The sequence below is a fragment of the Faecalibacterium sp. AF28-13AC genome, assembly GCF_003478405.1.
Taxonomy (GTDB): Bacteria; Bacillota; Clostridia; order Oscillospirales; family Ruminococcaceae; genus Faecalibacterium; species Faecalibacterium prausnitzii_E.
In genome coordinates this window covers 57,305-80,900 of the sequence record NZ_QUFG01000006.1, presented here as the reverse complement: position 1 = coordinate 80,900, position 23,596 = coordinate 57,305, and the positions used below count along the sequence as shown (strand labels likewise).

Below are 23,596 nucleotides of genomic sequence, written 5' to 3'. Positions count from 1 at the left end.
CTTTCCCGCAGGGGAAGTGAGGTGAAACGATGCCCAAAGAAACATTTTTCGACCCCCGCAAGCCGTTTGAATCGAAGCGCCCGGAGACCCACGAGGAGTGGCAGGTACGGATGGGCGGTGAGGTGCTGGCTGTGGTGCGCAGCGGGCTGTATCTGGACTTCCGCTTTCTCGACCTGGCGCTTTCGGCTCTGACGCCCACCCCGGATGAGCGGTGCGGCGTGCTGGCCACCGATGGCCGCATCCTCTGCTACCAGCCCAGCGCCCTGTTGCGGCTCTATCAGCAGAATCCGAAGTATCTCAACCGGTTGTATCTTCATACGATATTCCACTGCGTATTCCGACATCTCTGGATGAAAGGGAAGCGCGACCCGCGTCTGTGGAGCCTGGCCTGTGATATCGCGGTGGAAAACGTCATCGACGGGCTGAACCGCAGCAGCGTCAAACGGCCGCTGACCTATGTGCGGCAGAACGCCTATCAGTGCATCGCGGAAGAGGGCAAAGTCGTGGCAGCGGCCCCGGCGTACCGCTGGCTGGTCCGGCAGACGCCCGGTGTGCTGCGCCAGCTGGAGCGGGAGTTCTGCACCGACGACCACCGCCTCTGGCCGAAAGACGCCCCCGAACAGCCCCAGCAGATGCCGACCCCGCTGCCCCAGAAGACCTGGCAGAAGATCGGCGAACGGATGCAGACCGAACTGGAACTGCGCGACAAGGAGGCGGGCGAGGGGGCCGACAACCTGAAGGAACAGGTCAAAGCCGCCAACCGCAGCCGCCGCAGCTACCGGGATTTTCTCCGCCGGTTCTGCGTCACGCGGGAGGAAGTCCACCTCGACCCCGACGAATTCGACCTGAACTTTTACACCTACGGCCTGTCCGTCTATGGGAACCTGCCCCTCATCGAGCCGCTGGAAACGCGGGAGAGCAGAAAGATCGAGGAACTGGCCCTCGTCATCGACACGAGCTATTCCACCTCCGGCGAGCTGGTCCGGGCATTTCTGGCCGAGACCTACACCCTGCTGAAAGGGCGGGAGAACTTCTTCCACCGGATGAATCTGCACCTCATCCAGGCCGACAACGCCATCCGGCAGGACCTTCTGGTCCGGAACGAGGACGAGCTCATCCATGCGATGAACCACTTCCAGCTGCGGGGCGGCGGCGGAACGGATTTCCGCCCGGCGTTCGAATACGTCAGCCAGCTCTGCGCCGAGAAAAAGTTCTCCAACCTGCGGGGCCTGCTCTACTTCACCGACGGCATGGGCACCTACCCGGCCCGCCGCCCGGCCTACGATACGGCGTTCCTGTTTCTGGGCGACCGTTTCGACGACGCCAATGTCCCGCCCTGGGCCATGAAGGTCGTGCTGGACGAGGAAGAATTTGCAGGCCCGTCTGCCAGAGCCGCGTCGGCCCTTGCCGAGGCGCTGTACGACGAGGACGACCCCTGCCGCGAACTGAACAACACCTGAGGATGTGAGGAACGTTTATGAACATCAAACGAGCCAAAGAAGAGATCGAACACACCGTCAAAGCGTATCTGGCCAAGGATGCGCTGGGCGAATACGCCATCCCGGCCATCCGACAGCGCCCCATCCTGCTGATGGGCCCTCCGGGCATCGGCAAGACCCAGATCATGGAACAGGCGGCGCGGGAGTGCGGCGTGGCGCTGGTGGCCTACACCATCACCCACCACACCCGTCAGAGCGCGGTGGGCCTGCCCTTCATCCGCCAGCGCCATTATGACGGGAAAGACGTCTCGGTGACGGAATACACCATGAGTGAGATCATCGCCAGCGTCTACGCCAGAATGGAGGCCACCGGCCTGAAGGAAGGCATCCTCTTCATTGATGAGATCAACTGCGTCTCCGAGACGCTGGCCCCCACCATGCTGCAATTTTTGCAGTGCAAGACCTTCGGCAATCAGGCCGTCCCGGCGGGCTGGGTCATCGTGGCGGCAGGCAATCCGCCGGAGTATAACAAATCGGTCCGTGATTTCGACATCGTCACGCTGGACCGTGTCCGCCGGATGGACATCGAGCCGGATCTACAGGTCTGGAAGGACTACGCCCGCGCTGCCCACCTGCACAGCGCGATCCTGAGCTATCTCGACCTCCACCCGCAGAACTTCTATCAGATCAATGCCGATGTGGACGGCACCCAGTTCGTCACCGCCCGCGGCTGGGAGGACCTCTCCAATCTGCTGGATACCTACGAGGCGCTGGGCCTCAAGGCAGACGAGGCACTCATCCGCCAGTACATCCAGCATGAGAAGATCGCGGAGGATTTCTCCGCCTACCTCGACCTCTACTACAAATACCGCGACGACTACGGCGTGGAAGAGATCCTGGCCGGGCAGGCCAGGCCCGCCGTCTTCGCCCGCCTGCTCAACGCGCCCTTCGACGAGCGGCTGAGCCTTGTCAGCCTGCTCCTGTCCGGCCTGAACAACCGGTTCACGGCGTCCCGCCGGGCCGATGCTGCGGCCGATGCCTGCTATGCCTTCCTGCGGGAGGCCAAACAGGGCTTTGCGACCCTGCCCGACGACATCCCGGATGGCCCGGCAACTCTGTTCAACCAGATGATGACCGACTACGACGCCGAGACCCAGCGCCAGCGCGAGGCGGGTCTGCTCAGCCGCGACGCGCTGGCCACCCGGCTCAAGGTCTATGCCGTTCTGCGCCAGTGGGAGGCGGAACTGCGCCGCGCCAAGGCGGCGGGCACACAGGAAGCCTTCGACCTGCTGCGCACCCAGTTCCAGTCGCTCTCCGACGAGCGGGATGCCGCACAGGAGGCGGCAGCCAACGCACTGGAAGCGGCCTTTGATTTTATGGAGCAGGCCTTTGCTGAGAGCCAGGAGATGGTGGTCTTCGTCACCGAGCTGACGCTGGCCCCTGCCGCCCATGCGTTCATCACCGAGAACGGCTGCCCCCGGTACTTCCAGTACAACAAGGACCTGCTGCTCGACCACCGCAAGGCGGCATTGCAGCAGGAACTGGCGGCAGAAGAGCGCCGCCACGGGGGAATGTGAGCCATGCTGGCAAGTCTGATCTTCAGCCTGAACAGCACGATGCCGTTGTTTTTCCTCATGCTGCTGGGCTACCTGCTCCACCGCAGGCAGTTCCTCACCGACGACTTCGTGGCCATGGCCAACAAGTTCGTCTTTCATGTGGCGCTGCCGGTGCAGCTGTTTCGGGACCTTGCCACCATGGACGTCCGCGCCAGCTTCGACGGCCCCTATGTGCTGTTCTGCGCTGCGGTCACCACGGCAAGCATTCTGGTCATCTGGGGGCTGGCCCGGCTCTTGTTGAAGGATAAGCACATCGTGGGGGAGTTCGTGCAGGCGAGCTACCGCTCCTCAGCGGCCATTCTCGGTGCGGCCTTCATCCAGAACATCTACGGTACCTCCGGCCTGTCCGGCCTGATGATCCTGGGCAGTGTGCCGCTGTACAACATCTTTGCGGTCGTCATCCTCACGCTGGAAAGCCCTTCGCAGGACGCCCGGAGCGGCATGGGGGAGAAGCTGGTCAAGAGCCTCAAGGGCATCGTGACCAACCCCATCCTGCTGGGCATCGCGGCGGGCTTTGTGTGGAGCCTGCTCCGCCTGCCCATGCCCGCCATGGCCAACAAGACGCTCTCCAGCCTGGCTGGTATGAACAGCCCGCTGGCCCTGCTTGCCATCGGTGCGGGCTTCAAGGGCCGCGCGGCGCTGGGCTACCTCAAGCCCACGGCCGTTGCAACGGTCCTCAAGCTCATCCTCCTGCCGGCCATCTTCCTGCCCGTGGCGGTGCGGCTGGGCTTTGTGGACCAGAAGCTTGTGGCGCTGATGGTCATGCTGGGCAGTGTGACCACCCCGGCGGGCTACGTCATGGCCAAACAGATGGGCCACGAAGGCACCCTGACCGGCAGCGTCTGCGTCACCACCACCTTCTTCAGCGCCCTGACCCTGACCTTCTGGGTCTTCTGGGCGAGGAGCCGGGGTTATATCCTGTAAGCCAGACAACGAACGCGGCATCCGCAGGGATGCCGCGTTTTTGCTGCAAAAAAACACAACAAAAAAGCATCTTGAAAAACTTCAAGATGCTTGGTGGTTGCGGGGGCCGGATTTGAACCAACGACCTTCGGGTTATGAGCCCGACGAGCTACCAGACTGCTCCACCCCGCGCTATTTACTTTTTGCTGTCGGCCTCTCGCTGACTGCTCAAGTATAATACCACAGAGCGGGGGAGATGTCAAGTGTTTTTCGAAAGTTTTTTCGAACCTTCCGGTCGTCACTTCGCTTCAGGATTGCGGGGCTGCTTTTTGCGGGGGTGGCGAACTTTGTAGAACACCACGCCGCAGACGATACCGATGCCGATGGCGGGCCATGCGCCGATGAGGAAGACGAGAACCGTCTGGACCCCGGCGGTGAAGTTCGACCAGCCGTTCCGGAAGGCGTCGGCCAGCCGGGCACCGAAGCTGCTGCCGGTGGAGGTCAGAGTCTCGACCTCGTTGAGGGTGATGTTCACGGTGCAGTACTGCACCTGATTGGCGTACCAGTTCAGCTGGCTCTGGTAGCTCTCGATCTGGTACTGCACGTCGCTCAGGGAGGACTCGATCTGCAGTAGGTCTGAGAGCGCGTCCGCGCTGGCCTGCAATTCCTGCAAACGGGTGCGCTGGGCGGTCAGATTGTCCAGCCGGGCCTCGATGTCCAGATACTGGGTGGTCACATCGTCGGCGCTCTCGCTTTTGCTGGTCACATTGCCAAGAACATTTTCGGCAACGCCGAGGAAGGCGCTGTAGTACCCCTTCGGCACCCGCAGGGTCAGCGAGAGGGTGCGGGTGTTGTCGGTGCTGTCGGTGTACTCGTTGCTGGATTCCATATAGCCGTCCACATCGCTGAGCGTTTCGTTCAACTGCTGCTGGGACCAATCGAAGTCCTGCGTCTCGATGGAGAGATCGGCCGTGTAGATGAGCTTGGCGCTGTCCACCGTGCCGGAAGCCGCGTTCTCGCCCTCCACATTGCCGGAGGTCAGCAGGTCGGCGCTGCCGGCACTGCGCACGGCGTGTTTGGCGCTGCCGGTGCCGTAGGTGTCTGCGCCGCCGTCCAGAGAATAGGTGGCAAGCTCCGGTGCGGCATCGTAGGCGGCTGCCGTGCTGGGCGCAGACCCGCCGGAGAACAGGGTGACACCGTTCCAACTGCTTTTGCTCAGCGCGGCACCATACAGGCAGACACCGCACAGCGCCACACAGGCGGCCAGTTCCGCCGCCCGTTTGACTGGGAAACGGATGGGGGCCTTTTTCTTCTTTTCCAGTGCAGGGGCCGGGGTGAGCTGGGGTTTGGGGGTGGTGCCGGATGCGGCCTGCTCGGCCTGCCGGGCCTTCTGCATGGCCAGCAGCTTTTCTTTCAGGTCGTCCGGGGCATGGACGTCATCGACCTCCATCTTGTACTCATACCACCTCATCTTCGATCTCCTCCTTCAGCATCGTATGTAGCTGTGCGCGGGCCCGCCGCAGCCAGCTGAGCACCGTATTGGTGGGAGCCCCCATCATCCGGCCCACTTCCGCAGCCGTGTATCCTTCGTAGTAGTGCAGGTACACGGCATTGCGGTAGTTCTCCGGCAGGGTGCGCACCGCATCGAGCACACTGCCGTCTTCCATCTGGTCGGGCGCGGGGATATTCTCATCCAGTTCGGTGTCCTTCTGGCGCGCTGCACGGGTCAGGTCCCGGCAGCGGTTGATGGCGACACGCAGCAGCCAGGCCTTGAGGTGCTCCTCACTCTCAAAGCGGCCGTCGTAGTTCAGGAGCTTTTCGAAAACATCCTGCACCACATCTTCGGCGTCCGCCGCGCAGCTGCAATTGTGGTAGGCTGCTCGGTAGACGGCGTCGCTGTATCGCTGCACAGCCAGCGCAAAAACTTCGTCTTTGGTCAACTGTCCCATATCGTCTTACACTCCTTTGAAGCCCCGGTGGCCGGGGTTTGCTGGAAATCGTTGGTTCCAGTGGGACATTCTACCGGATACACGGCTGAGAGGTCCCGATTATTGCATCGCAGAATAAAAAGAGTATAACAAAAATTCAACGTTTGTACAATCGCTGAAGCAACGCAATGCGCCCGGCGAGGAAGGCTTCGGCCTTGGGGTGGGCAAGCCAGTGCTTGCCGCCCGGCTCCCGGCAGAGCCGCTGCTCCAGCGCATGGGGGTCGGCGTCGATGGCCTCCACATCCCGCAGCGTGAGGGTGAGCGTGAGGGCCGCCGCGCAGTCCGGCAGGGGCGGGAGCGGGTCTTCCCAGACGAAGGGCGGCAGCAGCTGCACCGCATACACCGTGCGGGTGCATTCCTCCGTCAGCAGCAGGGCGGCGGGGGTGCCGTCGGGCAGGACATGAAGGCTGCTGTAGAGCAGTTGCAAAGTCCGGGGTGCCAGCAGGGGCGTGCTGGCCGCGCCGGGCGTTTCGCGCAGGGTGAGGAAGGCTGCGGCCTCGTCGGCGTAGATGCGCCGGGCCGGTGCCTGAAAGTCTGCCCAGAGTGCGGGCAGCGCAAACACGCCCTCGCGGTCCAGCCCATGCTGGAGCAGCAGGTAAAATTCGGTCAGCGGGTGTGCCGGGTCCGGCTGCGGCATCCCGAAATCCGGCCGGGAAAGATGTCCTCCGCCCATGTGATACGCCTCCTTGGAGATTCTGCTTCCAGTATAGTGGGCGGCGGGCCGTTTGGCAAGCGGAATCGCGGATTGTAAACCCTGGCTGAATTTTTGTGTTGACCATTTGCGGTGGGCCGGGGTATACTGGCGAGCGTGACCGACAACAACGACAATATCGACCCGAATATCGGAGGGGAATCATGGAGAAGAAACTGACGACGTATCAAATGGCAGTCACGGCGCTGATGGCAGCTGTGATGTGTGTTCTTGGCCCGCTGACGGTGCCCATCGGAGCCGTCCCCATCTCGCTGGCAAACTTTGTCATCTGCCTGACCGCCTGGCTGCTGGGCCCCAAATTCGGCACCCTGAGCGTGGCAGTGTATCTGTGCATCGGCCTGATCGGAGTGCCGGTCTTCTCCGGCTACGGCGCAGGCCTGGCCAAGCTCGCCGGCCCCACCGGCGGTTATCTGGTGGGCTACCTGCTGCTGGCGCTCATCGGCGGCCTGTTCATCGAGAAGAGCAACGGCAATCCGGTGGTCTCCGGCATCGGTCTGGTGCTGGGCGACGCGGCCTGCTACGTGCTGGGCACGGCATGGTTCGTGTTCCAGATGCAGTGTGAGCTGGGCTACGCACTCTCGGTGTGCGTCTATCCCTTCATCGCGCTGGACCTCGCCAAGATCGTGGTCTCCTGCGTCGTGGGCGCATTGCTGCGCAAGCGTCTGGTGCAGGCAGGCGTCCTGAAGATGGCCTGATGGTCAAAAGAAACGAGAAAACATCGGCGTTCTCCGGAGAATAACGAAGCACGAGAGGAAGATCGGCCTTCTGCAAGCAGCGGAGGGCTGGTCTTCCTGTTTTTTTGCTTTTGTTTGACAAGTGCGGCCAATGGTTGTAAGATTGAATCATTTGGTACTTATTGAATAAAGCAAGATACTTCAGGAGGAACATCGTGGCAGCAACCGTTTTGGAACCGCAGAAGAAAAAGACCCGTTTGATGACGGAGGGCAGCATCTGGAAGAGCATCCTGCTGTTTTCCGTGCCGCTGATCCTGGGCAACCTGCTTCAGCAGCTGTACAACACTGCCGACTCCATCATCGTCGGCAACTTTGTGGGCAGCAATGCGCTGGCAGCCGTCGGCTCCAGTGGCTCGCCCATCTTCCTGCTCATCGGCTTCAGTCAGGGCATCGCAGTGGGTGCGGGCGTCGTGGTGGCGCAGTATCTTGGCGCGAAGGACCGCGAGGATGCGCAGCGGGCCGTGCACACCGCGCTGGCGCTGGCCGTGCTTCTGGGCCTCATCCTGACCATCGGCGGCATCCTTGTCAGCCGTGCCCTGCTTACGGCCATGGATACCCCGGCGGAGGTGCTGGAGGACGCTGTGACCTATATGCAGATCTACTTCGGCGGTGTGCTGTTCAGCGTCGTGTACAACATGGCGGCGGGCATCCTGAATGCGGCGGGCAACTCCCAGCGGTCGCTGCTCTATCTGGGCATCGCATCGGGCACGAACATCCTCCTCGACCTCGTGCTCATCGCGGGGCTGCGGATGGGTGTGGCCGGTGCGGCCATCGCCACCGACATCAGCCAGCTCGTTTCCTGTGCGCTGGCGCTGCGCTTTTTGATGCGGGTCCAGGACGACTACCGCGTGACGGCCAGAGAGATCCGGGTGCATGGCAAAATGGCCGTCCGCATCATCAAGGTTGGCCTGCCCACCGGCATCCAGAATATGGTCATCTCGCTGTCCAACATTCTGGTGCAGGCCGGCGTCAACGGCTACGGTGCCGCCGCCATGGCCGGGTTCGCGGCCTATATGAAGGTGGACGGCTTCAACATCCTGCCCATCATGAGCTTCAGTATGGCGGCCACCACCTTCGTGGGGCAGAACTTCGGCGCGGGCAAGCTCGACCGCGTGAAGAAGAGCCTGTGGGTCACGCTGGGCATGGGCGTCGTCTACACCATCCTCACCGGTGTGCTGCTGCTGGCCTTCCAGGACCCCATCATGCACCTGTTTACCCACGAAGAGGACGTCGTCGCCTTTGGCTGCACGGCCATGCACTACTTCTGCCCCTTCTACTGGGAGCTGAGCATCCTGCACGGTCTGGCGGGCACCGTGCGCGGCACTGGCAAGACCATTCCGCCCATGGTGGTGCTGCTGGTCTCGCTGTGTGTGTTCCGCATCGGGTGGATCCAGTGGGTGCTGCCCTTCTTTTCCAGCATCGACGGCATCTTCCTGCTGTATCCCGTCTCGTGGGGGCTGGGTGCGTTGATGATGGTGGGTTACGCATGGAAAGCAAACTGGCTGGAAACTTAAGATAATAAGGAAAAATCTTCCACTTCCGCTCAAAAAACGTAAAATTTTTTGTCGGGGGGGGGGGTAACAATTGGTCGGATTTGATTGCTTTTTCCCCGAATGTACCGTATAATAAAACCTGAAACGTTTACAAAAAAGTTCCAGTTTTGAGCGGAAAGGGGATGCGTCCGGATGGAAGAATCGAATCGGCAGAAATGGGAGCGCTATATCCAGAATCTTCGCCGGGTGCGGACCCTCTCCCGCCCGCAGTTCCCGCCGGAAACGGCTCCGGAATTCCTGCTGGAGGCGATCCAGGGCAACGCGGTGCGCTGCTTCGACCTGATGAAGGAGAACAACGCCCTGCTGGGAGAGCTGGTCTACACGCGGGATGCGAAAACGTTGTCCGACAGCGACATCGCCGAGCTGGAAGAGGCGGCGGGCAGGCTGTTCAACTATGCCAACAGCGAGGACTGCGGCGTGGCCTACAAGATCCACGAGCTGCTGCTGAAGGCGGCCCGCTTCCGCGACGATGTCCCCATGATCGTCCGGGAGCTGTACTACAACGGCATCACCCTGCACTATATCAATGTGCGGGATGAGGACCACGACGTCAACCTGCTGTGGCCGCGCATCCATGCCTTCTTTCTGGAGGGGGCCAACTACATTGCCCGGTATGAAGAGCTGGACAAGGAGACCCGGCAGTACATCATCCGGTGCGTGGGTAACATCCGGCTGGCGGTCTCGCGCCAGACAAAAGAGGATTGCCATCGGTATATGGAGCTGTTCGACCTGGCTATGAGCATCATCACATCGCCCTATTACCAGGAGCTGGACCCGGACATCCCCTGGGCACGGTTCACCTATTCCATGCACATGGACCAGATGACTCTGATGGCCTATCTGCGCCATTGCAATGACCCTGAGGTCGCAGAGCGGGTGCTGCGGTCGGCCTCCTATGTCTACGAGCATCAGAAAAAGAACGCAGGAGAGGAATCCCGCCAGCAGAACTGGCGGGTGAGCTACTTTTACCATGCGGCACTCTACCATGCCGGAAAAGGCACAGCCCGTGCCGTCGTGGAAGATCTGCTGGAGATGATCGACCAGACCGGCGAACAGGATTATTCGCCGGACGGCATCAACCGCAACCTGACCGGCTCGGCCTATCTCTTTTATTATGAAGCATTTTTGAGCGAGCAGGACCACGCCGAGCTGGCTGACCGCATTGCAAAGGAGCGGGCGGCGGTCCACCGGTATCTGGACGAGATGCCGGGCAATGAATACCCCCGCGTGGCCAGCATGGCCATCCGGGAACTCATCACGGCGCAGTCGGATACCAGGGAAATAGACAACCGCAAGATCCTGGAGAGCATCCTCTCCGGCCACAAGCCGACCTATGTGCACTCCACGATGGTGGCGCACCTGACCAGAGCGCTGCTCCGGCGGATGATCGAGACCGACCCCGCCGCCCTCATCGGCCTGCTGGGCTGCAAGACCGCAGCCGAAGTGCAGGCCCGGAAGCCGGAGCTGCTGCAGACCGCCTATGAATGCGGCCTGTACCACGATGTGGGCAAGAGCGCGGTCATCATGTACATCGACACCAACAGCCGCAGCCTGCTGGAGGAAGAATTCTGCTGCATCCAGAGCCACCCAGTCATTGGCTGCAGTCTGCTGCGGGAGGCCGGGTACGAAGAGCATCTGGCCCCGGCGGCGCTCTATCACCACTGCTTCTACAACGGACAGGGCGGCTACCCCAGAGATGTGCCGCCCTGCCCGCAGGACATCAAGGGCATCGTGGATGTGCTGACCGTGGCGGACACGCTGGATGCCGCCACCGACAACATCGGGCGCTGCTACAACCGGGCCAAGCCCCTGCGCACACTGGTGGGGGAGCTGCAGGCCCAGAGCGGCACCCGCTATGCACCGGACGTGGTGGCGCTGTTCCGGGATAAGACCTTCTGCAAAGTGCTGGCCCAAAAGCTGGATGCCGAGCGAAAAAAGGTCTATCTGCAAGCATACCACGCTGCGGAATAAAAAAAATGAGATAAAAACTTCCATTTCTTTCTTCTGTGTGATACAATAACTGGTAAGAGTGCACAGAAAACTGCGAAACCGCACGCTGAGGAGGAAAGGCCGATGGAAAAACTGCGCAATCTCCTGTTTTATGGCGGCGCGATGCCGGATGTCTACCGGAACTGCCGGGACGAGATCCGGAAGGAAAACCTGGAAAAGCTCTTCTTCTTTCTCACCGTGGAGATCGTATTCCTGCTCATAGCGCTGGCGGTGTGCTGCGCCGTCAAATCGCTGGCAGGCGGCTTCATCGCCTACATCATTGCGCTGGCCTGTGCGCTGGTGCTGTTGTGCACGGTGCAGAGCTGCCAGAACAGCAACATCGTCCTTTCCATCTGTGCGGACAGTTTTATGGGCATCTGCTATCTGCTGAGCCTCTATCTGGGCTGCTTTGCCTACCCGGATGAACCGGCCATCTGCTTCCATGTCGTTGCGGTGGTGCTGCCCATGCTGTTCACCCGCCCGGCCATCGGGAACATCCTGCGCACGGTGATCTACGAAGCGCTGTTCATCGGCTGTTCTGTGACCTTCAAAGACCCGGCCCTCGTGCCCAGGGATGTATTCAATGCCGTCCTGTTCGGGCTGATGGGCTGTGTGCTTTCCACGTACTATATCCGCGTCCTGACGGACAATGTCGTCGCGCGCTGCAAGCTGAAGGTCATCGCAGAGACCGACCTGAACACCCAGATCCCCAATCGCAACGCCTACGAGAACCACATGAACGAATATCCGCTGCGCTGTTCCAACACCCTGAGCTGTGTCTATGTGGATGTGAACGGCCTGCACGAGCTGAACAACACCAAGGGCCACAATGCGGGCGACGTCATGCTCAAGACGGTGGCCCAGGAGATGGTCCGGCAGTTCGGCATCAAGGACAGCTACCGCATCGGCGGCGACGAATTCGTAGCCTTTGTGGTGGACGAGCCGCCCCGCACGGTGCGGGAACGGATGAGCCAGCTCGTGGCCAATGTGGAGGCCAACGGCTATTCGGTCGCCGTGGGCTGTGCCACCTGCAGCGCCGGCGGCATCCAGCTCGAAGCCCTCATCAAGCAGGCCGAGAGCCGCATGTACGACGACAAGGAAGAACACTACCGCCGCCGCGGTATCCCGCACGGGTAAAAAAGGATAAAACCCTCTCCGTCATTGCTTCGCAATACCGGAGAGGGTTTCTGTTTTTATAAACCATAGAGCTTCGGCACCTGAATGCGAAACAGCTCCAGCATGGCCTTGAGCGGGGCGCTCTGGTAGCTGCTGCGGGGGTAGACGAGGGCCAGCGGGCGGCTGGTCTCGACTCTGGCAATGTGGAAGTAGCACAGCTCCTCGCCGTAGAACTGCCGCTGGGCAAAGATCAGCGGTGCAAAGGTGATGCCGAGCTGCTGCGCGGCCAGGCTCAGCGCGCGCTCCACGCTGCTGCACTGGAGCCGCAGGTCGGGCAGAAAGCCTGCCTGCTCGCACATTTTCTGGCAGATGCCGCCCAGCATCTGTTCCGGCGGCAGCAGGATGAACGGCTCGCCGCTGAGGGCGTTCAGCTCCAGCGCACCGCTCTGCGGCTGGATGCGGGGCAGGAACGACCGGGGCACGGCCAGCAGGATGGGCTCGTTCAGCAGCAGCTCGTTGCAGTAGGTCACGGTGTCGGGGCTGGGCACGTCCACGATGAAATCCAGCTGTTTGGCGTCCAGCTGAAGGCGCAGCAGGGTGGTGGAAAGCTCCACCGTGTGGACTTCGCAGCTGGGGAACTGCCGGTAAAACGCCGACAGGATGGTGGGCAGCAGCAGATTGCCCCGGTGGGGGCTGACGCCCAGCCGCAGCAGCTGGCGCCGGCCGGAAGCGATGTCGCTGAGCTTGTCGTTCAGCCGCCCGAAAGAGATGTCAGTCTCCGCAGCCCAGGCGCAGAACAGGCTGCCCGCGTAGGTGGGCTCCAGCCCGTCGGGCCCGCGGGTGAACAGCGGGGTGCCCAGCTCCTCTTCCAGCGCCTTCAGGCTCAGCGAAAGGGACGGCTGGGTCAGGTAAAGCCTCTGGGCCGCGCGGGTGATGCTTTTTTCCTCCGCGATGGTCAGAACATAGCGCAGCTGGTTCCAGTTCATACGGCACCTCCGTTGCATAAGAAAAACCTATGGATTCTATCATAAAACATATATTTGAAAAATGCAACCCCCTGTGATACCCTATTGTCAGAAACAGGAGGAATGGATGTTGGAAAAAGCAATTCATGGAACCGCACAAAAAAAGACCGAAGCCGCCCCGGAGCAGACCTCCCGCGTGAAGATGGCGCTTCTGATCTTTGCATACTTTATTAAGATCGGCTCCTTCACCTTTGGCAGCGGATGGAGCATCCTGGCCCAAATGGAGCAGGAGTTCGTGGACAAGCGCCGCTGGCTGACCAAGCAGGAGCTGCTGGAGCTGGTGGCCGTGGGCAAATCGCTGCCCGGCATCATGATCACCAACATCACGATGCTGTTCGGCTACCAGATGGCTGGGGTGCTGGGCGGTGTTCTGGCTGTGCTGGGCATCGCGCTGCCGGCCGTGGTGGTGCTGAGCCTGGTCACGCTGGCGTACGATGCCATCAAATCGAATTACTGGGTCTGGGCCGCGCTGCAGGGCGTACAGTGCGCGGTGGTGCCCATCATCGGCGGGGCGGCCATCTCGCTGGGCAAAGAGGCCCTGAAGGATAAGGTGAGCGTCTTCATCTGCCTGGCGGCGCTGGCCGTCTGCCACTTCACGAGCATCAGCAACATCGTGCTGATCCTGGCGGGCGTTGTGGCCGCGCTGGTCTGGATGGAGGGGAAGGAACATGCTTGAGACGCTGGTGCAGCTGTTCTTCGCCTTTGCCCGCATCGGTTTCACGAGCTTTGGCGGCACCTCGATGATCCCGCTCATCCTCGATGAGATGTCCAGCCACGGCTGGATGAGCGCCGACGACCTGACCAACCTCATCGCCATTGCCGAGATGACCCCCGGCAGCCTGGGCGTGAACTGTGCCACCTTCGCAGGTACCCAGACGGCTGGTACCATTGGCGGTCTGGTGGCCGTGCTGGGCGTGCTGAGCCCGGCCTTCACCCTGACGCTGGCGGCGGCGGTCTTCTTCCAGAAGTTCCGCACCAGCAAGGTCATGGGGTGGATCATGAGAGTCGTCAAGCCGCTCTGCATCGGCATGATCCTGGAAGTGCTGCTCAGCCTGAGCCTGAGCACCTACGCAGGCGAGGGCGGCATCCGCTTCGTCGGCATCGCCATCGGCCTGCTCTGCTTCTGGCTGCTGCAAAAGAAAAAGATGAGTGTGCCGAAGGTCATCGGCATTGCGGCCGCGCTGGGCGTGGTCGGTTTCGGCGTATTGTAACAAAGAGGACGGGAGCCTTTCGCGCGCGGTGCGGAAGGCTCCCGTTTTGCATCGCATCCAAAATTCGTCTGGGTTTTTCATAAAAAAAGCCTAACGCTTTTTGGGCAGAATGCGCTATACTGGCCCTATCACAAACCTTGGAGGAGCATTTTATGGAGGAAACAAAGAAAAAGGGTTCCGGCACCACCGACCTGACCGTCGGCCGGCCGCTGACCCGCATTTTGCAGTTCGCCCTGCCGCTGGTGCTGGGAACGCTGTTCCAGCAGCTGTACAGCTTTGTGGACACGATCATCGTGGGGCGCTGCATCGGCACTGATGCGCTGGGCGCGGTGGGCACGACCTACTCGCTGAATTTTATGATCGTGGGCTTCGTGCTGGCCACCTGCAACGGCTTCGGCATCCCGGTGGCCGAGAGCTTCGGCGCAAAGGACCGGGACGACCTGCACAAGTACCTGTTCAACGGTGCCGTGCTCTGCGTGGGGATGAGTCTGGTCTTTGCGGTGGGCACGACTCTCGTTGCAGCCCCGCTGCTGCAGCTCATCCACACCCCGGCGGAGCTGCTGGAGAATGCCGTGCACTACATCCGCATCATCTTCCTGGGCATCCCTGCGACGGTGCTGTACAACTATTCGTCCACCGTTCTGCGCAGTCTGGGCGACTCGAAGCATCCGTTCTACTTTCTGCTGGTGTCCAGCTTCCTGAACATTGCGCTGGACGTGCTGTTCATCGTGCCGCTGGGCATGGGCGTCGAGGGTGCGGCCATCGCGACGGTGATCAGCCAGCTCGTCAGCGGCATCCTCTGCACCTGGTGGTTCTTCACCAAAGTGGAGGACATCCACTTCACCAAAGAGAACTGCGTCCTTTCCGGCAGGCACTGCAAGCGGCTGGCCTACATCGGCTTCCCGATGGGTTTTGAGTATTCGGTCTCGGCCATCGGTGCCGTCATCATGCAGGACGCCATCAACCAGCTGGGCAGCGTGGCCGTGGCCGCGCAGACCGCCGGTGAGAAGATCCGCCAGATGTTCACCCTGCCCATGGAGAGCGTCGGCATGGCCATGGCGACTTATGTTGGCCAGAACCACGGTGCGGGCCGCACCGACCGCGTCCGACAGGGCATCCGGGACGGCTGCATCATCCAGGCAGGCTACAGTGCCATCGCATGGGCCGCGGTCTTCCTGGTCAAGCGCTGGGCCGTGGGCCTGGTGCTGGGCGATGCCGAACCGGCCATCTTCAACGGTGCGGTGGAGTATCTGACCGTCATCAGTGTGCTGTTCGTTCTGCTGGGCTTCCTGATGATCTTCCGCTACACGCTGCAGGGCCTCGGCTACAGCGTACAGGCCGTCATCTCCGGCGTGGGCGAGCTCATCGGCCGCGCCCTCGGCGGCTGGCTGGCCGTGCACCAGCTGGGCTACCTCGGCATCTGCATCTCGAACCCCCTCGCCTGGGGCTTTGCCCTGTGCTACTGCGTGTTCATGGTCACACGGGTGCTGAAAAAGGAGAGCCGGGCGGTATAAACCAAAATCAAAAAAGCGCTCCGCAGTTTTGCACTGCGAAGCGCTTTCTTGTGGAAAACTCAGTTGATAAAATTCACAAAGACGGGGCAGAGCACGGCGGTGAGCACACCGGCCACTGCGATGGACAGGCCGCTCATCGCGCCCTCGACTTCGCCCATCTGCAAGGCTTTGCTGGTGCCGACGGCATGGGCCGAGGTGCCGATGCCCACGCCCTTGGCGATGGGGTCGGTGATGTGGAACACCTTGCAGACCGTCTCGGCCAGCAGGTTGCCCGCGATGCCGGTCAGGATGACGATGGCACCGGTCAGGGCCGCGATGCCGCCCAGCTCAGCGGCGACGTCCATGCTGATGGCAGTGGTGACGGACTTGGGCAGCAGGGTCACATACTGCTCACGGGTCAGGCCCATGGCCACGGTCAGAGCCAGCGCGCTGCCCAGACTGACCAGGGTGCCCACCGAGATGCCCGCGATGATGGCAGCGGCGTTCTCCTTGAGCAGGTCCCACTTTTCATACAGCGGGATGGCCAGGCTGATGGTGGCGGGCAGCAGCAGATAGCTGACCGGCGCGGCGCTGACTTTGTAATCCGCGTAGGAGATGTTCAGCACACTGAGCAGGATGATGACGAAGATGCTGCCCAGCAGCAGCGGGTTGAAGACGGCCTTGCCCGTCACCCGGTTGATGAGGGTGCCCAGTGCAAAGGCCGCCAGCGTGAGCAGAACGCCCCACGCTGAGGACGAGGAAAGAAACTCATTCAGCAGCTGTGTCATTTGCGGCAGCCTCCTTTTTGCTCTGCTTGCGGCGGGTGAGCGCCTGGGTGGTGTGGCCGGATGTTACCAGCACCAGCACCGTGACCGGGATGATGGCGATGACGATGGGCAGCAGCATGCTGCCCATCTCGGCCCACAGCTCCATGACACCGGCCGCGGCGGGCACGAACAGCAGCGGGAAGATGCCGGTCAGGAACAGGCCGACCTCCTTCACATCGTCCAGCTGGACGAGGCCCAGCAGCAGGGCAGCCAGCAGCAGGACCAGGCCGTAGATGCTGGCCGGGATGGGCAGCGGCAGAACAGCGTGGCAGAACTCGCCCAGAAAACAGAACGCAAGGATGCGTGCGAACTGAAACAGATACTTCGTAAAAAATCCCCCTTCATCGCGCCCGCGCAGCCCCCCCTTCGGGGCAGCTCTGCCGGAGAATGAGCCTCTGGCAGGGCGGGCCGGTCAAACGAAGCCCGGAAGACGCCGGGCCGCGCGTTTATTTGTGACGGTCAGTGTAACAGTATAGCCCAAAAGTCCCGGTGGCGCAACGGCAATACTTGCTAAGAATTTATGTCGAACCGACAAAAAACTGGATGTTCTGAGGGTTTGGCGGAAAATGAGAAAACCGGCCGGGAATGGAACACCGCCTTTTTCCGAAAAAATTTGTGTAAATGCCCGCCGGAGGGTTGCGCTGGGTGGGGCGTTCATTGTACAATAAACACGTTACCGAAAAATACGACACAGCGGGCGGATGCGCCCCAAAGTGAGGAATCGAAATGAACGGATCGAAAATTCGGGTGCTGGCGCTGGATCTGGACGGCACCCTGACCAATGATGAAAAGATCGTTACCCCCCGCACCCGCGCGGCGCTGGACGCAGCAGCGGCGCAGGGCGTGACCATCGTGCTGGCTTCCGGCCGGCCTACGGCGGGCATCACCCCGCTGGCAAAGGAACTGGGGCTGGACAAAAAGGGCGGCTGCATCCTGGCCTACAACGGTGGAAAGATCGTGGACTGCGCCACCGGTGCGGCCCTGTATCAGAAGCTGCTGGCCCCGGAGTTCGTGCCCCAGCTGTGCCGGTTTGCGGCAGAGCAGGACGTCGCGCTCCTGACCTACGACTCCCGCGGTATCGTCTGCGAGCGCGACCAGGACCCCTGGGCCCGGAAGGAGTGTGTGACCACCAAGCTGGAGATGTACCATGTGGACGATCTGGCTTCCTATGTGGATTACCCCATCTGCAAGATGCTCCTCACCGTGGACCCCGCCCGCCGCGACGCAGTCTGCGCCGCAGGCCGGCAGCAGTTTGAGGGCAAGATCGACATCTACCCCTCCAGCCCCTTCTTCATCGAGGCCGTGCCGCTGGGCGTGATGAAGGATGTCAGCCTGGGCGCTCTGCTGGAACGCATGGGCCTGACCCGCGAGAACCTGATGGCCTGCGGCGACGGTCTGAACGACCGCTCGATGATCGACTTTGCGGGCGTGGGCGTCGCCATGCAGAACGCCGAAGACACCGTGAAGGAGGTTGCCGACTATGTGACCGCCGCCGACAACAACCACGACGGCGTCGCCGAGGCCATTGAGAAATTCATTTTACAGTGAGAGGACAGGACACACGAATGCCGCAGCGCAATCTGGTTTTATTTGATTTGGAATGGAACATCGGCTACCAGCCGTATACGTTCAACTATCATGGGGTGCAGCAGACCTTCCGGGGTGAGATCATCGAGATCGGCGCGGTGAAGATCGACGAAGACGCCAACGTCCTCGATACCTTCTCCATCCATCTGCGCCCCCGCATCTTCCGCAAATTGCAGCACCACATCGCCAAGGTCACCGGCCTGACGCAGGAAGACCTGGACAACGGCGCTCCCATCGTGCAGGGCCTGCGCCGTTTCATGCAGTGGTGCGGCCCGGACGCCGAGTTCGCCGAGTGGGGCATGGACGATGTGCCGGTGCTCAAGCAGAATCTGTTCCTGTGCAATCTGGACGAGAGCCGCCCCACGGTGTGGTACGACCTGCAGCAGGTCTTTCTGCGGGAACATCCCCGCAAGGAGGGCGAGGGCATGACGCTGGAAAGCGTCGTCACCCGGATGGGCATCCCGATGGACCGCCCCTTCCACGACGCATTGTCCGATACCCTCTACACCGCCGATGTCTGCCGCAAGCTCGACCTGCGGGAGGGACTGGCCGCCTACCCCAGCGAGGAGCAGGCCCTGCGCCAGAGCCTTTGCCCGAAGCCCGGCGACTACCGGGATTTCCGCGTCTTCCGCGGCTATGTGGAGCCGTATACCTGGCGGATCGACCCCATCATCAGCACGGCCCAGTGCCCGGCCTGCGGAGCCGACCTTGCGCCGGACGAGATCTGGCTGAAAAAGGGCAGCAACAGCTGGTACACGCTGGCTCAGTGCCCCCACTGTGCCGGAACGGCCAGCGAGGCGGGCAAGGGCGTCTTCCAGCGGTACAAGCTGGCCCGGCGGGATGGCCTGCACTGGAGCTTTGCCCGCTGTGTGCAGGTCCCGGATGCCGAGGCGCTGGCCCGCTGGGACAAGCAGCGCGCCCAGCAGATCGAGCGGATGAAGGCCCGCGCCGAAAAACAGGCCGGGGAAAAAGCCTGAGACCGATCGTGCAGGAAAACCGCACCCCATTTCGTATAGCAAAGTATAGCGCAGACGAAAAAGCGAAGAAAATGCAGAATTTCTTCATCGCACATTCATAAGTTCTGGATATACTAAGAGAAACGAGAGGGAAGGAACACACGATGGAAAGCACCCTGATCAGCTTTGTGCACCAGCTGGGAACGCTGGAATTCTGGCAGACATTACTGGACAGCTTCGGAGACCTCGGCCCCCTTGCGCCCATCTTTCTGGCAATGGTGGAGTCATTTTTTCCGCCGCTGCCCCTCATCGCCATCGTGGCGCTGAATGTGGCGGCCCACGGCGGCCTTTTCGGTTTTGTGTACAGCTGGGTGGGCGTCATGCTGGGCGGCACCCTGATGTTCCTGTTCTGGCGGCGGGTGCTCAAACAGTTTTTCTGGAAGTTCGCCAGCCGTTCCCAGAAGCTGGAAAAAGCTGAGCGGTGGGTCAGCCGGTTCGATGTTTCGTCCCTGTTCATGCTGTCGGTGCTGCCGTTCACCCCTTCGTCCTTCATGCACTTTGCCTTCGGCATCTCGGATTTTGACGAAAAACGCTACCTCATCACTATGCTGCTGGGCAAGGGTGTGATGGTGGCCATGATGGCCCTCTTCGGCCAGTCCCTCGTCCGCTCGATGAAGAACCCGGTCTACCTTGTCCTCGCCGTTGTCATCTGGGGCGCGATGTACTGGGGCAGCAAGCGGTTCTGCAAAAAACACGATCTGTAAGAAACGATGAAACGATAAAAACGCTCCCTTGCCGACGGCAAGAGAGCGTTTTTTGTGCAAATGGGTCGTTATCCTTCGTATCCCAAGGTCGCCGCCATAACGGCCTTGATGGTGTGCATCCGGTTCTCGGCCTCGTCGAAGACGATGCTCTGCGGGCCTTCGAAGACCTCGTCGGTGACTTCCATGGCATCGCGGCCGAACTTTTCGCCCATCTCCTTGCCCACGGTGGTCTTGTGGTCGTGGTAGGCGGGCAGGCAGTGCATGAAGACGGCCTGCGGCCCGGCCAGCGCCATCAGCGCGTTGTTGATCTGGTAGGGGGCCAGGTCGTGGATGCGCTCGGCCCAGACCTCGACAGGCTCGCCCATCGAGACCCAGACGTCGGTGTACAGCACATCGGCACCCTGGGCGGCTTTGGCGGGGTCTTCCTCAAAGGTCAGGGTCGCGCCGGTCTCGGCGGCGATGGCCTGGCACTGGGCGATGAGCGCCGGGTCTGGCTGATACTTCTTGGGGGCGCATGCCGTGAAGTGCAGGCCCATCTTGGCGCAGCCCACCATCAGGCTGTTGCCCATGTTGTAGCGGGCGTCGCCGAAGTAGACGAAATGGATGCCCTTCAGGCGGCCGAAGTGCTCCCGGATGGTGAGGAAGTCGGCCAGGATCTGAGTGGGGTGGAACTCGTTGGTCAGACCGTTCCAGACGGGAACGCCTGCATAATGGGCCAGGTCCTCGACGATCTGCTGGCCATAGCCGCGGTACTCAATGCCGTCGAACATCCGGCCCAGCACACGGGCGGTGTCCGCAATGGACTCTTTTTTGCCGATCTGGCTGCCCGACGGGTCCAGATAGGTGACTTCCATGCCCAGATCGTGGGCGGCCACTTCAAAGCTGCACCGGGTGCGGGTGGAGGTCTTCTCGAAGATCAGGGCGATGTTTTTGCCGCGCAGGGCATCGTGGCGGATGCCGGCCTTCTTCCTGGCCTTGAGGTCAGCGGCCAGATCCAGCAGCGCTTCGATCTCGGCGGGGGTGTAATCCAGCAGCTTCAGAAAGTTCCGATTTTTCAGGCTCATTGCATATTTCCCTCTCTATTCATAAAAGCTTGAATATTTATTCGAAATGGTGCTTCTATTATATAGCAGAAGAAACCGCCGGTCAAGGGCTTTGCGGGCTCACAGCTCCAGTTCGATCTTCCGCCCGCTGGGGGTGTAGGAGGTGAGCCGGATACCGGCCTTTTTGAACATGAACCGTGCTGCAACGCTGGAATCGGAGTCGTGGTACTTGTCGCCGTAGTAGACCACCTCCGAGATGCCGGACTGGATGATGGCTTTGGCGCACTCGTTGCAGGGGAAGAGGGTCACATAGACCCGTGCGCCCTTCAGGTTGTTGTGGGCGCTGTTCAGGATGGCGTTCAGCTCGGCATGGCAGACGTACATATATTTGGTGTCCAGTGGGTCGCCCTCGCGGTCCCAGGGCATGGCGTCGTCGTCGCAGCCAATGGGCATACCGTTATAGCCCAGTGACAGGATCTTGTTTTCCGGGCTGACGATGCAGGCACCCACCTGGCTGCTGGGGTCCTTGGAGCGCATGGCGGTGAGCAGGGCAATGCCCATAAAATATTCATCCCAGTTGATATAATCGGTGCGTTTCATAAAAACAGCCTCCCTTGCAAGTATGGCTTGTTCCGATTTGACAGAACGTTGAAAATCGACTATGCTGCAAATGAAAAGACGCTCGCGGCCGGAGCGCAAGGTAAGGATACCATAAAAAGAAAAGAAGTGCAATCGCAAAAGCACCCGCAGACGCTGAGCCTGCGGGTGCTTTTGGCATGGTTATGAGAAGGTTTGAGAGAGGTTCAACTTACTTGTTGCCCTTGTAATCCAGCGGGAGGCTGGTCCAGCGGGCGCGGAAGTGGAAGGCGGCGTCCTTCGGCTGACGCTGACGGGTGAAGATGCCCTTCTTGTTGCCGTTGGCGCGCATGATGCCCTCGGTGGTCTGGAAGTCTGCAAAGTTCCAGACCAGCTCGCCCTGCACGAAGTCGTAGCTGTCGAAGACGTTGTGGTTCATGTCGAGGTACTCGTTCTGGTACTCCTGGCTCCACATGACGCTGGGCAGCTTGTGCTCGGTGGGCATGGTGTCGGCACCGTACTCGGTGAAGATCATCGGGCGGCCGTTCAGGACCTTGGCCCAGCCGTCCATCTCCTTGCGGAATGCGGCCTCGGCATCCACGATGCCCATGCCGCCCATGACGTACCAGCCGTAGTAGCGGTTCAGGCTGATGAAGTCAGCGAACTGCTGGCCCTTGCTGTTGTGGGGCAGGCTCATCATGACGATGGCGTAGGTGCGGGGGCGCTTCTGCGGGTCAAGCTCGTGTGCCAGATCGAACAGGGTCTTGAAGTAGGCTTCGGTGCCCTCGCTGGTGCACTGGGGCTCGTTCAGGATGCTCCATGCGATGACGGAGGCGTGGTTCTTGTCGCGGTCGATCATGTCGGTCAGCGCGTCCTTGTGGTTTTCCAGCAGCTGAGGCGTGGTGTCCTTCTCGAACCAGCCCACCTTCTTGCCGTTGCCCTGGTTTGCTGCCAGGAAGTTCATGGTGCTCTCCATGAAGCCGACGGCGGGGACTTCGTCGATGATGAGGAAGCCTTCCTCATCGGCCATCTGGTACAGCTCCTCCGCATAGGGGTAGTGGCTGGTGCGGAAGCAGTTGGCACCGATCCACTTCATCAGCTCGTAATCGCGCTTGACGGTGGCCAGGTCGAGGCCGCGGCCGCGGATGTCTGCATCCTCGTGCTTGCCGAAGCCGCGCAGGTAGACGGGCTTGCCGTTCAGCAGGAAGTGGCCGTTCTGGATCTCGAAGGTGCGGATGCCGACCTTCTCGGTGTACTCGTCAACGATGGCGCTGCCGTCGTGGATGCGGATGACGATGTTGTACAGGTAGGCGGCATGGACGTTCCAGAGCTTGGCGTTCTTGACGACCAGAGTGCCTTCCTTGCCGGAAGCCTCAGCGACCTTGGTGGTGCCGTCGTACAGCTCCACGGTCACGTCGTGGCTGCCGTTGGTGGTGACGGTGTAATCGACCTCAGCGCCGTCCGCAGTCAGGCGGTGCTTGACGGAATAGTCCAGAACGCGCTCGGCGGGCAGGGCCATCAGCTTGACGGGGCGATGGATGCCGGCATAGTTGTAGAAGTCGAAGTAGGGGGCAGCGACCTTTTTGCCGTTGGACAGGGTAGCGGTGTTGCCGGCGGGCAGCATGTACTCGTTCAGCTCGTTGTTCAGCAGGACGCTCAGCTTGTTGTACTGGTTGTAGCGGACGATGTCGGTGACGACTGCGTCAAAGGGCAGGAAGCCGCCCTCGTGCTGTGCGACCTCGACGCCGTTCACAAAGACGCGGGCGTGGTGGGTGGCAGAGCCGAAGCGGATGGCGATGTCCTTGCCGCTCCACTCGCCGGGCACGAAGAAATCGGTCTCGTACCAGAAATCGCCGCAGTACTCGCGGGACTCCTTATCGGTGAAGAAGTCGCAGAAGGAAGCGGGCACGGGCATGGAGATGGACTCCGGCAGGCCGTTTGCCCAGTCTGCATCGACGCCCTCGCTCTTGGGGTCGAAGCGGAAGCGCCACATGCCGTCCAGGCTGACGACGCGGCGGGAAGTGGAAGCCACAGGATACAGCAGGGATTTGTTGTTCATTGCAG

The 23,596-nt window shown here is 61.2% G+C and carries 22 protein-coding genes and 1 tRNA gene; 13 read left to right on the top strand and 10 right to left on the bottom strand.

Going from position 1 to position 23,596, the window contains the following annotated elements; translation table 11 throughout:
* Nucleotides 1–29 precede the first annotated feature (29 nt).
* From DWY95_RS09925 to DWY95_RS09915, 3 genes are read left to right on the top strand one after another with little or no spacing between them, the layout of a single operon-like run.
* A complete protein-coding gene (locus tag DWY95_RS09925) occupies nucleotides 30–1,460 on the top strand; it encodes a VWA-like domain-containing protein (protein ID WP_118553395.1) in 1,431 nt (476 codons plus the stop codon).
* Nucleotides 1,461–1,477: 17 nt separating this feature from the next.
* A complete protein-coding gene (locus DWY95_RS09920) occupies nucleotides 1,478–3,016 on the top strand; it encodes an AAA family ATPase (protein WP_118553394.1) in 1,539 nt (512 codons plus the stop codon).
* Nucleotides 3,017–3,019: 3 nt separating this feature from the next.
* A complete protein-coding gene (locus DWY95_RS09915) occupies nucleotides 3,020–3,979 on the top strand; it encodes an AEC family transporter (RefSeq protein ID WP_337995351.1) in 960 nt (319 codons plus the stop codon).
* Between the two features lie 94 nt (nucleotides 3,980–4,073).
* Here DWY95_RS09915 and DWY95_RS09910 read toward each other — a convergent pair.
* The 4 genes from DWY95_RS09910 to DWY95_RS09895 form a co-directional block, all read right to left on the bottom strand.
* A tRNA-Met gene (locus tag DWY95_RS09910) sits at nucleotides 4,074–4,150 on the bottom strand.
* 106 nt (nucleotides 4,151–4,256) lie between these two features.
* Nucleotides 4,257–5,429: a DUF4349 domain-containing protein gene (locus DWY95_RS09905; protein WP_118553393.1), complete on the bottom strand. Its 1,173-nt coding sequence runs from the start codon at nucleotides 5,427–5,429 to the stop codon at nucleotides 4,257–4,259.
* On the bottom strand, nucleotides 5,416–5,907 hold the full coding sequence (locus DWY95_RS09900) for a sigma-70 family RNA polymerase sigma factor (RefSeq protein ID WP_097791462.1): 492 nt from the start codon (nucleotides 5,905–5,907) through the stop codon (nucleotides 5,416–5,418). Before DWY95_RS09900 ends, DWY95_RS09905 begins: the two co-directional genes overlap by 14 nt.
* A 136-nt stretch (nucleotides 5,908–6,043) precedes the next feature.
* Nucleotides 6,044–6,619, bottom strand: coding sequence for a hypothetical protein (locus tag DWY95_RS09895; protein WP_118553392.1), 576 nt, complete (start codon nucleotides 6,617–6,619; stop codon nucleotides 6,044–6,046).
* A 182-nt stretch (nucleotides 6,620–6,801) separates the two neighbouring features.
* Between DWY95_RS09895 and DWY95_RS09890 the strand changes: the two genes are divergently transcribed.
* The 4 genes from DWY95_RS09890 (at nucleotide 6,802) to DWY95_RS09875 (ending at nucleotide 12,071) form a co-directional block, all read left to right on the top strand.
* A complete protein-coding gene (locus DWY95_RS09890) occupies nucleotides 6,802–7,353 on the top strand; it encodes a biotin transporter BioY (RefSeq protein WP_097791460.1) in 552 nt (183 codons plus the stop codon).
* A 239-nt stretch (nucleotides 7,354–7,592) separates the two neighbouring features.
* Complete coding sequence (locus tag DWY95_RS09885) at nucleotides 7,593–8,906, top strand: MATE family efflux transporter (RefSeq protein WP_118553522.1); 1,314 nt, start codon at nucleotides 7,593–7,595, stop codon at nucleotides 8,904–8,906.
* A 171-nt stretch (nucleotides 8,907–9,077) separates the two neighbouring features.
* Nucleotides 9,078–10,916: an HD domain-containing protein gene (locus DWY95_RS09880; RefSeq protein WP_118553391.1), complete on the top strand. Its 1,839-nt coding sequence runs from the start codon at nucleotides 9,078–9,080 to the stop codon at nucleotides 10,914–10,916.
* Nucleotides 10,917–11,018: 102 nt separating this feature from the next.
* On the top strand, nucleotides 11,019–12,071 hold the full coding sequence (locus DWY95_RS09875; protein ID WP_118553390.1) for a GGDEF domain-containing protein: 1,053 nt from the start codon (nucleotides 11,019–11,021) through the stop codon (nucleotides 12,069–12,071).
* Nucleotides 12,072–12,127: 56 nt separating this feature from the next.
* Here the strand turns inward: DWY95_RS09875 and DWY95_RS09870 are convergent, their stop codons facing one another.
* Nucleotides 12,128–13,036, bottom strand: a complete 909-nt coding sequence (locus DWY95_RS09870) for a LysR family transcriptional regulator (protein WP_158577555.1) — start codon at nucleotides 13,034–13,036, stop codon at nucleotides 12,128–12,130.
* A 106-nt stretch (nucleotides 13,037–13,142) separates the two neighbouring features.
* Here DWY95_RS09870 and DWY95_RS09865 point away from each other — a divergent pair, with 106 nt between their 5' ends.
* The 3 genes from DWY95_RS09865 to DWY95_RS09855 all read left to right on the top strand — a co-directional run bounded on the left by DWY95_RS09865 (nucleotide 13,143) and on the right by DWY95_RS09855 (nucleotide 15,800).
* Entirely contained in the window at nucleotides 13,143–13,751 is a 609-nt protein-coding gene (locus DWY95_RS09865) for a chromate transporter (protein ID WP_118553388.1), read from the top strand.
* Nucleotides 13,744–14,286 carry a chromate transporter gene (locus DWY95_RS09860; RefSeq protein ID WP_118553387.1) on the top strand — a complete coding sequence of 181 codons (543 nt, stop codon included), beginning with the start codon at nucleotides 13,744–13,746 and terminating at the stop codon, nucleotides 14,284–14,286. Before DWY95_RS09865 ends, DWY95_RS09860 begins: the two co-directional genes overlap by 8 nt.
* Nucleotides 14,287–14,438: 152 nt before the next feature.
* Nucleotides 14,439–15,800 carry an MATE family efflux transporter gene (locus DWY95_RS09855; protein WP_118553386.1) on the top strand — a complete coding sequence of 454 codons (1,362 nt, stop codon included), beginning with the start codon at nucleotides 14,439–14,441 and terminating at the stop codon, nucleotides 15,798–15,800.
* Nucleotides 15,801–15,859: 59 nt separating this feature from the next.
* Here the strand turns inward: DWY95_RS09855 and DWY95_RS09850 are convergent, their stop codons facing one another.
* Nucleotides 15,860–16,567, bottom strand: coding sequence for an LrgB family protein (locus DWY95_RS09850; protein WP_118553385.1), 708 nt, complete (start codon nucleotides 16,565–16,567; stop codon nucleotides 15,860–15,862).
* Nucleotides 16,548–16,889 carry a CidA/LrgA family protein gene (locus DWY95_RS09845; protein WP_255535661.1) on the bottom strand — a complete coding sequence of 114 codons (342 nt, stop codon included), beginning with the start codon at nucleotides 16,887–16,889 and terminating at the stop codon, nucleotides 16,548–16,550. Before DWY95_RS09845 ends, DWY95_RS09850 begins: the two co-directional genes overlap by 20 nt.
* Before the next feature lie 443 nt (nucleotides 16,890–17,332).
* Here DWY95_RS09845 and DWY95_RS09840 point away from each other — a divergent pair, with 443 nt between their 5' ends.
* The 3 genes from DWY95_RS09840 to DWY95_RS09830 all read left to right on the top strand — a co-directional run bounded on the left by DWY95_RS09840 (nucleotide 17,333) and on the right by DWY95_RS09830 (nucleotide 19,913).
* Nucleotides 17,333–18,154 carry a Cof-type HAD-IIB family hydrolase gene (locus tag DWY95_RS09840; RefSeq protein WP_097791455.1) on the top strand — a complete coding sequence of 274 codons (822 nt, stop codon included), beginning with the start codon at nucleotides 17,333–17,335 and terminating at the stop codon, nucleotides 18,152–18,154.
* A gap of 17 nt (nucleotides 18,155–18,171) precedes the next feature.
* Nucleotides 18,172–19,170 carry a 3'-5' exonuclease gene (locus DWY95_RS09835; RefSeq protein ID WP_118553384.1) on the top strand — a complete coding sequence of 333 codons (999 nt, stop codon included), beginning with the start codon at nucleotides 18,172–18,174 and terminating at the stop codon, nucleotides 19,168–19,170.
* 143 nt (nucleotides 19,171–19,313) lie between these two features.
* A complete protein-coding gene (locus DWY95_RS09830; protein WP_118553383.1) occupies nucleotides 19,314–19,913 on the top strand; it encodes a VTT domain-containing protein in 600 nt (199 codons plus the stop codon).
* Between the two features lie 68 nt (nucleotides 19,914–19,981).
* Here DWY95_RS09830 and argF read toward each other — a convergent pair whose 3' ends face one another.
* The 3 genes from argF to uidA all read right to left on the bottom strand — a co-directional run bounded on the left by argF (nucleotide 19,982) and on the right by uidA (nucleotide 23,591).
* A complete protein-coding gene (gene argF / locus DWY95_RS09825) occupies nucleotides 19,982–20,977 on the bottom strand; it encodes an ornithine carbamoyltransferase (protein ID WP_118553382.1) in 996 nt (331 codons plus the stop codon).
* A 99-nt stretch (nucleotides 20,978–21,076) separates the two neighbouring features.
* Entirely contained in the window at nucleotides 21,077–21,556 is a 480-nt protein-coding gene (locus tag DWY95_RS09820; RefSeq protein ID WP_097791451.1) for a dCMP deaminase family protein, read from the bottom strand.
* Nucleotides 21,557–21,764: 208 nt separating this feature from the next.
* The gene (gene uidA / locus DWY95_RS09815; RefSeq protein ID WP_118553381.1) at nucleotides 21,765–23,591 is read right to left on the bottom strand and encodes a beta-glucuronidase; all 1,827 of its coding nucleotides are present in this window, start codon (nucleotides 23,589–23,591) and stop codon (nucleotides 21,765–21,767) included.
* Nucleotides 23,592–23,596 lie beyond the last annotated feature (5 nt).